Raw genomic sequence first — 10568 nt, 5'->3', positions numbered from 1 at the left:
CCGCCCTTAACCGCCAATGCCAAAACCGCGCAACCCGTCCAGAATGAACTGCACCGCAAGCGCGGCCAGCAGCATCCCCAAGACCCGCGTCAGAATGTTCAGGCCGGTTTTACCCAAGGCGCGTTCGATCGTGTTTGATGCCAGAAACGCCAAAAGCACAATAAACAGCACCAGCAAGATCACGCCCGTAATGGCCACAAAATCGCTGGCCCCTTGGGCTTGGCCGGCCAGCAGGATGATTGTGGTGATCGCGCCCGGTCCGACGATCAGCGGCAAAGCCAGTGGAAATACGGAAGGGTCGTCGTGATGTTCTTCCAACCCTTCGGCGGCGTTATCTTCGCGGCGGGCCTGACGTTTTTGAAACAGCATGTCCAGCGCGGTCAGGAACAACAAGATACCCCCCGCAATCCGGAACGCATCCATCGAAATACCGATAAAGCCGAGCACGGCCTCGCCCAGAAACAAAAATACCATCATCAGGCAGGCAGAAACAAGACAAGCGCGGATCGCAATTGCGCGGCGTTGCGCAGCATTCATGCCTTGGGTCATGGCAATAAACACAGGCGCAAGGCCAGGCGGATCGATGATAATGAACATCGTGGTGAAGGCAGCGATAAGCGCGGTAATATCTGTCATGGCAACCTTATGCGGCAAGGCCGATCAAATTCCTAGGAATTTGATGCCTCCGGCGGGAGTATTTTTGGCAAGATGATATGCAGCGCGTTTCTGTCGGTTTTGTCCATGCAATGCTATGGTTGTATTGGGTGTTTGCCTCGCTTAGGTTTCGTTCAAACAGGTTTTTGGATTATGCCATGCTGAAATCACTCTCGTTGGTCTTTGGGATCACTTTCATGATGCAGCCCGCGGTTGCTCAGGTGATCTCTGGCGCTGATGACCCAGTATTGCGTATCGCGGCGCAGCGTTGGTTGGGTAATGAAAGCCCAGCTGAGGATCTTTGGGCTTTGGGTGAAATTGCCGCTGATGGAAATATTGCGGCGCGGATGTTCGTCAACCGAATAATGGGTGCGGTTCATATGGATATCGACTTTCCAGAACTTGATCGGAACGAACGCAAGGCGTTGGTTCCTGCGGATCGGTCAGGCGCGCGAACGACGATATCTTCACCATATTATGTTGATTCGGGTACGGTTCCCGCGATGGCCGCGCTTAGAGAAATTGATCGTGTCGAAGATATTGATACTTGGATCGCGCTGGCAGAACGCACATGGGCCGCAGGGTATCAGCCACGTATGGTAACGGCTTTGAGAAACAATAGGCGTTTGCTGGAAATCGACATCGCGCGCTATCTTGAAACAAGATTTCCCTTAGATATGGAGATACGCGCAACTGTTTGGTGGATGCGCATGTTCCACGCGGGTCTTGTTGAGGCCAATAACATGCTTGAACCGGGCGAAGCGGAAGCGATCGTGGCGCATTGGGGTGGCTTGCCTTGGCGGGCCGAGGACACGTATGCGCTCGATGCGGCCCTGCGCGATGGGCGTTGGCACGCTGTTCAATTGCGCGCGTATCTACCCAGTTTTCGACCTTCGATTATCGAAGAGCTTAGGTATGCTGAACAGCATGAAAAAGTAGCCGAATTCTATCTGCAAACGATTATGGTTAGAGACCGTAATCCGGAGTCTTTGGATGGGGATGATAACTTGGTCACGATGGGCGACTTATTGATCGCAGAGGCAGACTATACGACGTCACTGCGTCCTTTGGTGACTGTTTGCGAACGTTTATGCGGCGCAGAAGTCGCGGAATGTGTCGCGCGTGGCGAGATTGTCGGACTTGACCGATTTACCCGAGATTTTTTCAGTAGCGGGTTGATCGCGTCAAGCGATTACGACAACTCTGAACGGGCAGTGTCGGCGCTGATGAAAGGCCTGTCGAATATGGCGGCAAGAGAGGAGCCGTATATGTTCAATGGATTGCTGCCGCAGTGCATAGCAGATGCGGCAGTCGCACTTGGCGAATAGAGCGGTTGAATTACGCCTTCTCTGCCTTTTCCAGCCGTTCAAGGGCCACCATCCACATGGATTCAGCGCGGGCATGGGCATCCATGACTTCGGCATATTTCTTGTTCCATGTCGCCAATTCGCCTGCTTTGCCGTCCTCATAAAGCGCTGGATCAGCGAGCTTTTTGGCAAGTTTGTCGCGCATGTCGTTGATTTTATTGACGCGTTCTTCGTTTTTGCGCACGTCCGCGCGCATCGCCTGAATTTTCTCGCGGCTGGGCTTGGGCGCGGCTGCGGGTTTCGGCTTTGCTTTTTCAAGCTGCTTTTCAGGGGTCAGCAAAAGCTTACGGTACGATTCGAGATCGTCATCATAGGGGTCCACATGCCCGTCTTTGACCAGCCACAGACGATCCGCGACCATAGAAAGCAGGTGCATATCGTGGCTGACAAGGATGACAGCACCCGAATAGGCGGTGAGCGCTTCGACCAGCGCTTCGCGGCTTTCGATATCAAGGTGGTTTGTCGGCTCGTCGAGGATCAACAGATGCGGCGCGGGCAGGGTGGCCAGCAGCAGTGACAGGCGTGCCTTTTGCCCACCGGACAGACGACCGACCTCTGTATCGGCTTGATCGGCGCCAAGCCCAAAGCCCGCGAGCCGCGCGCGCAGTTTGGCCTGACCTTCGTGCGCGCGTTCGCGGAACAGGTGATCGAGCGGGGTTTCTTCGACCCGCAATTCATCCACCTGATGCTGTGCAAAAAAGCCGATGCGCAGCTTGTTTGATGTCACCATCTTGCCGTTCATCACATCAAGACGACCTGATAACATCTTGGAAAGTGTGGATTTCCCTTCACCGTTGCGCCCCAATAGCGCGATGCGGTCATCCTGGTCGATGCGCAGGTTCAGGTCGCGCAGGATAACGGTTTCGCCATAACCCACGGATGCGCCTTCGGTTGCGATGATGGGGGGAGATAATTCTTCGGGTTCGGGGAATGTGAACACAGTGCGCGCAGCATCTTCTGGCGCGCGGATGGTTTCCATTTTTTCAAGCGCCTTGACCCGTGACTGGGCTTGCTTGGCTTTGGATGCTTTGGCTTTGAACCGGTCGACAAAGGCCTGCAAATGCTGGCGCTGCGCGTCTTGTTTTTTGGCCGCCGCAGCCTGCACCGCACGGTTGGCGGCGCGTTGTTTGGCGAACATATCATAGGTGCCAGTGTAGTAGATCAGCCCCTTGTCTTCGAGATGCAAGATCCCGCCCACAGAGCGGTTGAGCAATTCGCGGTCATGGCTGACGATCAGCACGGTATGCGGGTATTTGACCAGATAGGCCTCGAGCCAGAGCGCGCCTTCAAGATCAAGATAGTTTGTCGGTTCGTCGAGCAGCAAGAGGTCCGGTTCGCTGAACAGGACTGCCGCAAGCGCCACGCGCATCCGCCAGCCGCCCGAAAAGGCGGAACAAGGCTGTTGTTGTTCTTCGTGCGTAAACCCGAGCCCCTTGAGGATCGTGGCGGCGCGGGCTTCGGCGGACCATGCGTCGATATCGGCAAGCCGCGTTTGCACCTCGGCGATACGGTCGGGGTCGGTTGCGGTTTCGGCTTCGGCCAGCAGGGCCTCGCGTTCGGTATCGGCGCGCAGCACGGTGTCGATCAGTGACACTTCGTTGCCGGGAACCTCTTGGCTGACACCGCCGATTTTCCAGCCGCGCGGGATGGTCACCGTGCCGGTATCAAGCACCATTTCGCCGCGGATCACACGGAACAGGGTTGTCTTGCCCGACCCGTTGCGCCCGACCAGACCAACCTTGTGGCCTGTGGGGATCGTGACGGTGGCGTGTTCGACCAATGTGCGGCCTTCGACGGAATATGTGATGTCAGATATTTTAAGCATGAGAGGGGCTATGCGCGATCCTAACGGGCGGGTCAATCCGGTGATTTTTCTTCGGTCATGAAATCGTCACCGAAGCTTTACACCGTTGTCACATCGCGGGCGCATGCGGCGAAGGCAACTAACCCTGAGGATCATCATGACCTATCGTTTTTACTGTCTGACATCCGTGATTGCGCTGACCGCTGGAATTGCGCAAGCCGACACATTTAACCGCATTGCATCATTCCCCACGCATTTGAATATCGGCGCGGGCGACCAAGCCGTTGAAACATCCGCCGAGATCATCGCAGCGACCGCCGATGGCATGACGCTTGTATATACTGACAGCCCCTTGGGTGCGATTGGCCGGATTGATATTACCGACCCTGCCAACCCTGCGCCGCTTGGCAATATCGATATGAACGGTGAACCGACATCGGTTGGGATCGTGGGCAACGTGGCCTTTGTCGGGGTGAATACCTCGGAAAGCTATACCGCGCCGTCGGGACGTTTGGCTGCTGTCGATATTGCAACCGGCGCAGAGCTGGCAAGCTGTGAACTGCCAGGGCAGCCGGACAGTATTGCGGTTGCCAAAGACGGTTCGTTTGTTGCGGTGGCGATTGAAAACGAGCGTGACGAGGATTTGGGCGATGGCCGCACCGGCCAACTGCCTGCCGGTGCGCTGACACTGGTGCAAATCGCGGATGGTGTTGCCGATTGCGACACGCTGATCAATGTTGCGATGACCGATCTGGCCGCGATCAGCCCCGAAGACCCCGAACCCGAATTCGTGGACATTAACGCCGCAGGTGACGTGATCGTCAGCATGCAAGAAAACAACCATATGGTCGTTGTAGGCCGTGACGGTGCGATCAAAAACCACTTTAGCGCGGGCACCGTTGATCTTGATGGGATCGACGCCACTGATGAACGCGCGGCACTGCTATTCACCGAAAGCCAATCCGGTCTGCCGCGCGAACCTGATGCAGTAAAATGGATCGACGACACGCATTTTGCCACCGCGAACGAAGGCGACATGGACGGCGGGACACGTGGCTGGACCATTTTCAACGCTGACGGCACAGTCGTTTATGATGCAGGCACATCTTTTGAATATGCGATTATTCAGGCGGGCCACTACCCTGATAAACGGTCCGACAGCAAAGGTGTCGAGCCTGAATCCATTGAAACAGCAACATTTGGCGAAACGCCAATGGTGTTTGTCGGCGCTGAGCGCGCGTCAATGGTCGGGGTTTATGATGTGTCCGATCTGTCAGCGCCCGTCCTGACCCAGCTATTGCCGTCAGGGATCGGGCCAGAAGGCTATGTTGCCATTCCATCGCGCAACCTGCTTGTTTCCGCAAACGAGGTCGACCTTATCGCAGATGGCGGCGTGCGCAGCCATGTGATGATCTTTGAATATTCAGACGCAGATGCCACATATCCGATGATCACTTCGGCGGGTGCAGACAGCCTGATTGGCTGGGGCGCGCTTTCGGGGCTGGCGGCAGTTGATGACAGCACATTGGTTGCAATCAACGACAGCTTTTACAGCTACCAGCCAACAATCTTTACCGTTGATGTCAGCGTCACACCTGCGCAAATCATCGCGGCTACGCCTGTGACCCGCGCGGGCTACCCTGCGCAATTGATGGATATGGAAGGGATCGCCGTGGACGGGCAGGGCGGCTATTGGGTCGCTTCCGAAGGCCGGATCGACCGGAACGTGCCACACGCGATCTACCATGTGGATGCAGATGGGGCGATTGATCAGGAAATCGGCCTGCCGAACGCGTTGCTGGGTGTCCAGAAACGGTTTGGGTTCGAAGGGATCACCCTTGTCGGTGATACGCTTTGGGTGGCCGTACAGCGCGAATGGGAAGACGACGCCGCAGGTTTGGCAAAGCTCGTCGCCTATAACCTTGAGACCGGGGAATGGGGTGCAGTGCATTATCCGCTTGAGACGCCTGCAACAGGCTGGATCGGCCTGTCCGAGATCGTCGCGCAAGGTGATTATGTCTACCTGATCGAACGCGACAACCAGATCGGCGCGAATGCTGTTGTGAAACAAATCACCCGCGTGTCGCTTGACCAGATGGTGCCCGCGCCATTGGGTGGCGATCTGCCTGTCGTGCGCAAGGAAATTGTGCGCGACCTGATCCCCGACCTGACATCAACCGGTGGTTATGTGCTTGATAAAGTTGAAGGGTTGACCTTCACGCCAAACGGCACTGCCTATGTGGTCACCGACAATGACGGCGTTGATGATCATTCGGGTGAAACGATGTTCTGGGCGATTGACGGTCTGGACAACTAGGCGCCGCCGCGCCGTTTAGCTGCAGCCGCCCGATCGCTTCGGGCGGCTGCTGTTGTTTTGTGCAAAGTCGACAAGCGAGGTCTTTTCACAGCGCCCGCCCCATGTTAGGGGGTGCCACAAAGTAAACCCATCGCAATGAAAGACCTAAAAACATGGCTATCCAGCGTACATTTTCGATCATCAAACCTGACGCGACAAAACGTAACCTGACTGGCGCAATCGCCGCTAAATTCGAAGAAGCCGGCCTGCGCATCGTTGCGTCCAAGCGTATCCAGCTGACACTGGCACAGGCACAGCAATTCTACGGTGTGCATTCCGAGCGTCCGTTCTTTGGTGAACTTTGCGAATTCATGATTTCAGAGCCAATCGTCGTACAGGTTCTGGAAGGCGAAGACGCGATCGCGAAAAACCGCGAAGTTATGGGCGCAACAAACCCAGCAGACGCGGCCGAAGGCACAATCCGCAAGGAATTCGCGCTGTCTATCGGTGAAAACTCTGTTCACGGGTCAGACGCACCTGAAACAGCCGCAGAAGAAATCGCTTTCTTCTTCTCGGGTCTTGAACTGGTCGGTTAATCCGCCAGCAGGTTTGGGTGCGCCCAAGCAATATCTTTTGGGGCCGTCCGCACCGATTTGGCGCGGGCGGCTTTTTTGTTCAGATTGATTTCAAGCGCGCGATAGTTGCGGATATTGGCATTATACAAAAGGTCGAACAGGTCGCCGACCACAGGGATCGACCCGATGGCAAAATCAAGCAGCGTATTCGCCAGCATATAGACCAAAGTGCCCGGTGTTGCGCCAAGACGGTGCGCCTGTTTGATCATCCACAGCGACGGGATAAGTGCCGCGAAGTCACCGACAACCGGCACAAGCCCCAATATATTATCAAACCCCACAGACACGCGGGTGCGCGGAATATAGAAAAGCGCGTCCATACGCTGCGCGGTTTTGCGCAGGCGGGACAGTTCAAAATCAATGTCTTGTTCAATGTTCATGACGTTAACATAAACGATTCGCGCGTAAATGTGAAGGGTATTTACTTCGGCGCAGGGTAAAAAATAACTCGCCCGACGACCTGTAGGGCGAGCTGTTTGACGTAAGGCGATCTAGAACCGATAGCCGACAATCAAAGACGTGCTGTTATATTCAATGTCGGGGTCAACAATATCGACCATGTCAAATGCCGTTTGATATTTGAGTTCGGTAAATATCTGACCGCTACCAGCTTGGAACCGCGCGCCAAGGCCAATTTGGCCACCTGTTGTGATCGCGCTGCCAGTAGCATCAGGGTAGGCATCCTTGCCGTCATAACGCACATTAATCACGCCCAAACCAGCGGCCGCGTAGGCGTTTCCGACGCCGAAGTCAGCAATGGGATAGCGACCAACAACCATCAAAGACAGGCTTTGCAGGTGATCCCCATATTCTGTGTACCCACGGTCGGTGGCCATGACATCGACACCGACTTCGATCTCACCAAACTGGTCGGTATAGACGCCAAAGCCAATCGCGCCGCCATTATCCAGCGGGTAATCAATGCCATTGTAGCCAAGCCCGTCGGCGGTAAGGTCGAATGCGCCGCCAAGGTAGGCTTCGTATGAAAGCGTTTGCGCGGATACTGCCTGCGACATTGCCGCGAGTGCCAGCGCAACAATGCCAGTATGGATATTCATAATCTATCCTCGGAAATGATTTGTGCGTGGCCTGCCTAGCATGGGCAGCGGTATGTGAATAGGCATTAACCAATGTGTGGCCATAGGTCCGCGTGTCGGCCTATCTGACACCAATGCGGTCCAAAAACTGTTCCAGCTCGGACCGGTCAGCGTCGAAACTGCCCGCTTTGATCTGGTCGAATGATTTGCGCAGCGCCTTTTTCTCTTCGCCTTTGCAATCATTCCACGGGCGGCCTTGCAGGGCCATATGCAGCACGTAATAGCCTATGAAATGCGGGCGTCCGCCATTTTCAAGCAACCGGCGATAGGCCGCGTCCGCGCCCATTTCGCGCAGTTGCTCGGCGGTCGTTATCCCGGCAGCCTTGAGCGATTTTTCAAAAGCGGGGCCGATATTTTTGATGGATGTCAGCGCTGTCATGCGTCCAGAATACGCGCAGCGCAAAAGGATGCCCAGAGAAATCAAGCCGCACCCAAATCAATGGATGCGGCTGTTGATTTGTTAACTGCGTGGCTTGCGCGGTTTGGCCTTGCCGCCTGGCGGGGTGAACCGCTTGGAGGTGTCATTGGCTTTTGCACGTGGCTTGCCGCCATCAGATTTGCCCTTGAAAGCAGGCTTGCCGCCGTCTGACTTGCCTTTGTAGGCCGGTTTTCCGCCGTCGGACTTGCCCTTATAGGCTGGCTTGCCGCCGTCGGATTTGCCTTTATAGGCTGGCTTTGCTCCGTCGGATTTTCCCTTATAGGGCGGCTTTCCACTGTCTGATTTTGCCTTATAAGGCGGCTTGCCCTTTTTCGCGACAAGCGCGTCACCGTGATCGCGGCGTTCGGGTTTATGGCGCGGTTTGCGTGCGGAATAATCGTCGGCGGCACCCGGTACGGGCTGGATTGCTGCGACATCATGCTGCGAAGACGGGGGCGGGGCGCCACGGTCGCGCGGGGCCGCGCGTTTGGGTTTATCGCCATAGTCACGTTTGGGTTTATCGCCATAGTCACGTTTGGGCTTGTCGCCAAAATCGCGTTTCGGGCGGTCGTCATAATCACGCTTGGTCTTGCGCGGTCCGCGTTCACCCAATTGTGGCGGGCTGTCCAGTGCGGTCAGGTTGGCCTGATTTTCGAGCTTCATATCGCTGCCGACGGATTTCAAAAATCCGGCAACCGCTGGTTCTGCAATCTCGACAAAGGTCTCGTTGGGCTGGATGCGGATCGCACCGATTTCATTCTTGGTGATGTCACCGGCCTTGCAGATCATCGGCAGCAACCAACGGGCTTCTGCCTTGCCTTCGCGGCCAACATCGACGCTGAACCATTTGGACGGGCCAAAGGCCTTGTGTTCGCGCGGCGCGCGTTCGGGGCGGTCGCCGCGTTCGGCGCGTTGCGGTCCGTCTGCGTATTCCGACAGATGTTCTGGCGCGGATTGCTTGCCCGCATATAGCCGCAGATAGGCCGCCGCGATTTGTTCGGGCGCATGCGCGGCCAATAGCCGTGTTGCGAATTCCTGTTCGCTTTCGCTGAATTCTTCAGACCAGACCGGATCTTGCAGCAGGCGTTCTTCGTCACGCGCTTTGACCTCATCTGCAGTTGGCGGCACGGCCCATGTTGCGGTCAGCTTGCCCCATTTGAGCAGGTTTTCCGCGCGGCGGCGCATTTTCGCAGGAGCGATCAGTGCGGAAATCCCTTTGCGGCCCGCGCGACCCGTCCGGCCAGAGCGGTGCAACAAGGTTTCGGCGTTGGTTGGCAGTTCGGCGTGGATTACCAGTTCAAGGTTCGGCAGGTCGATCCCGCGCGCGGCAACATCCGTCGCCACACAAACCCGCGCGCGCCCGTCGCGCATGGCTTGTAGCGCGTGCGAACGTTCGTTTTGTGACAATTCGCCTGAAAGGGCCACTGTGGCAAAGCCACGGTTGGACAGGCGCGTCGTCAGCCGTGTGACCGAGGCGCGCGTGTTACAAAACACAATCGCATTCGGCGCATCATAAAACCGCAGGCAGTTGATAATCGCAGCGTCAATATCATGGTTGGCGACGGTCAGTGCGCGGTATTCGATATCGCTGTGCTGGGATTCCTTGCTAACGGTCGCAACACGGATGGAATCGCGCTGGTACGACTTTGCGAGCTTGGCAATCATCGGCGGCACAGTCGCCGAGAACATCAAGGTGCGGCGTGTTTCGGGGGCTTCGCCCAAAATGAATTCAAGATCTTCGCGGAACCCGAGGTCAAGCATTTCATCGGCTTCGTCCAAAACAATCGCGCGCATGTCGGACATATCAAGGCTGCCGCGCATGATGTGGTCTTTTAGACGGCCCGGTGTCGCGACAACAATATGCGCACCGCGATCCAGCGCACGGCGTTCATCGCGCATGTCCATGCCGCCCACGGTTGACGCCATCGTCACGCCCGCACCCGCATAAAGCCACTGCAATTCGCGTTTCACCTGCAACGCCAGTTCGCGTGTTGGTGCGATCACCAATGCCAATGGTCTGCCTGCAGGGCCAAAATGGCCATCTTCGCCCAAAATTGTTGATCCAATCGCAAGCCCGAAACCCACGGTCTTGCCTGATCCGGTCTGCGCTGAAACCAGCAGGTCTTTGCCTTCCAATTCGGGCGCTGTGACGGCCTCTTGGACGGGGGTCAATTCGGTGTAGCCCTGTTTGGCAAGGGCGTCGGCAAGTGTCTGGATCATCGTGGTCATCGGGGGGCTTTCTGGCGGGTAAGCGTGCGCACTACGCGCAAGGGCCGCGTTTGTATAGGGGTAAGACG

General features: G+C 56.4%; 9 protein-coding genes. 3 read left to right on the top strand and 6 right to left on the bottom strand.

The features are described 5' to 3' along the window. Window positions 1-6: 6 nt before the first annotated feature. Window positions 7-636, bottom strand: a complete 630-nt coding sequence (locus BM320_RS07730; protein ID WP_090198529.1) for a MarC family protein — start codon at window positions 634-636, stop codon at window positions 7-9. A gap of 77 nt (window positions 637-713) precedes the next feature. Between BM320_RS07730 and BM320_RS07725 the strand changes: the two genes are divergently transcribed. Continuing rightward, window positions 714-1982, top strand: a complete 1269-nt coding sequence (locus BM320_RS07725) for a hypothetical protein (RefSeq protein WP_090198526.1) — start codon at window positions 714-716, stop codon at window positions 1980-1982. A 10-nt stretch (window positions 1983-1992) separates the two neighbouring features. Here the strand turns inward: BM320_RS07725 and BM320_RS07720 are convergent, their stop codons facing one another. Further along, window positions 1993-3846, bottom strand: coding sequence for an ABC-F family ATP-binding cassette domain-containing protein (locus BM320_RS07720; protein ID WP_090198523.1), 1854 nt, complete (start codon window positions 3844-3846; stop codon window positions 1993-1995). Between the two features lie 136 nt (window positions 3847-3982). Between BM320_RS07720 and BM320_RS07715 the strand changes: the two genes are divergently transcribed. Both BM320_RS07715 and ndk read left to right on the top strand, forming a co-directional pair. Continuing rightward, complete coding sequence (locus BM320_RS07715) at window positions 3983-6142, top strand: esterase-like activity of phytase family protein (RefSeq protein ID WP_090198520.1); 2160 nt, start codon at window positions 3983-3985, stop codon at window positions 6140-6142. Between the two features lie 152 nt (window positions 6143-6294). Beyond that, window positions 6295-6717 carry a nucleoside-diphosphate kinase gene (ndk, locus tag BM320_RS07710; protein ID WP_090198518.1) on the top strand — a complete coding sequence of 141 codons (423 nt, stop codon included), beginning with the start codon at window positions 6295-6297 and terminating at the stop codon, window positions 6715-6717. On the opposite strand, the gene BM320_RS07705 is transcribed toward ndk, so the two are convergent. The 4 genes from BM320_RS07705 to BM320_RS07690 all read right to left on the bottom strand — a co-directional run bounded on the left by BM320_RS07705 (window position 6714) and on the right by BM320_RS07690 (window position 10500). Then, entirely contained in the window at window positions 6714-7136 is a 423-nt protein-coding gene (locus tag BM320_RS07705; RefSeq protein WP_090198515.1) for a DUF4112 domain-containing protein, read from the bottom strand. The two genes, ndk and BM320_RS07705, sit on opposite strands and share 4 nt — an antisense overlap. Window positions 7137-7247: 111 nt before the next feature. Next, the gene (locus BM320_RS07700; RefSeq protein ID WP_090198512.1) at window positions 7248-7814 is read right to left on the bottom strand and encodes a putative outer membrane beta-barrel protein; all 567 of its coding nucleotides are present in this window, start codon (window positions 7812-7814) and stop codon (window positions 7248-7250) included. 100 nt (window positions 7815-7914) lie between these two features. Beyond that, window positions 7915-8232 (bottom strand): TfoX/Sxy family protein, encoded by a 318-nt coding sequence (locus BM320_RS07695; RefSeq protein WP_090198509.1) that lies wholly within the window; start codon window positions 8230-8232, stop codon window positions 7915-7917. Window positions 8233-8313: 81 nt separating this feature from the next. Further along, window positions 8314-10500 carry a DEAD/DEAH box helicase gene (locus BM320_RS07690; protein WP_090198507.1) on the bottom strand — a complete coding sequence of 729 codons (2187 nt, stop codon included), beginning with the start codon at window positions 10498-10500 and terminating at the stop codon, window positions 8314-8316. Window positions 10501-10568: the final 68 nt, after the last annotated feature.

The sequence above is a fragment of the Yoonia tamlensis genome (assembly GCF_900115105.1).
In the GTDB taxonomy this organism is placed as follows: Bacteria; Pseudomonadota; Alphaproteobacteria; order Rhodobacterales; family Rhodobacteraceae; genus Yoonia; species Yoonia tamlensis.
The sequence above is the reverse complement of the archived record's forward strand: the minus strand, read 5'-3'. Positions and strand labels throughout refer to the sequence as shown.

Coding starts and splice junctions, on each gene's coding strand:
- BM320_RS07690 (WP_090198507.1), bottom strand. CDS start 10,500: ATGACCACGATGATCCAGACACTTGCCGACGCCCTTGCCAAACAGGGC.
- BM320_RS07725 (WP_090198526.1), top strand. CDS start 714: ATGCAGCGCGTTTCTGTCGGTTTTGTCCATGCAATGCTATGGTTGTAT.
- BM320_RS07715 (WP_090198520.1), top strand. CDS start 3,983: ATGACCTATCGTTTTTACTGTCTGACATCCGTGATTGCGCTGACCGCT.
- BM320_RS07700 (WP_090198512.1), bottom strand. CDS start 7,814: ATGAATATCCATACTGGCATTGTTGCGCTGGCACTCGCGGCAATGTCG.
- BM320_RS07695 (WP_090198509.1), bottom strand. CDS start 8,232: ATGACAGCGCTGACATCCATCAAAAATATCGGCCCCGCTTTTGAAAAA.
- ndk (WP_090198518.1), top strand. CDS start 6,295: ATGGCTATCCAGCGTACATTTTCGATCATCAAACCTGACGCGACAAAA.
- BM320_RS07720 (WP_090198523.1), bottom strand. CDS start 3,846: ATGCTTAAAATATCTGACATCACATATTCCGTCGAAGGCCGCACATTG.
- BM320_RS07730 (WP_090198529.1), bottom strand. CDS start 636: ATGACAGATATTACCGCGCTTATCGCTGCCTTCACCACGATGTTCATT.
- BM320_RS07705 (WP_090198515.1), bottom strand. CDS start 7,136: ATGAACATTGAACAAGACATTGATTTTGAACTGTCCCGCCTGCGCAAA.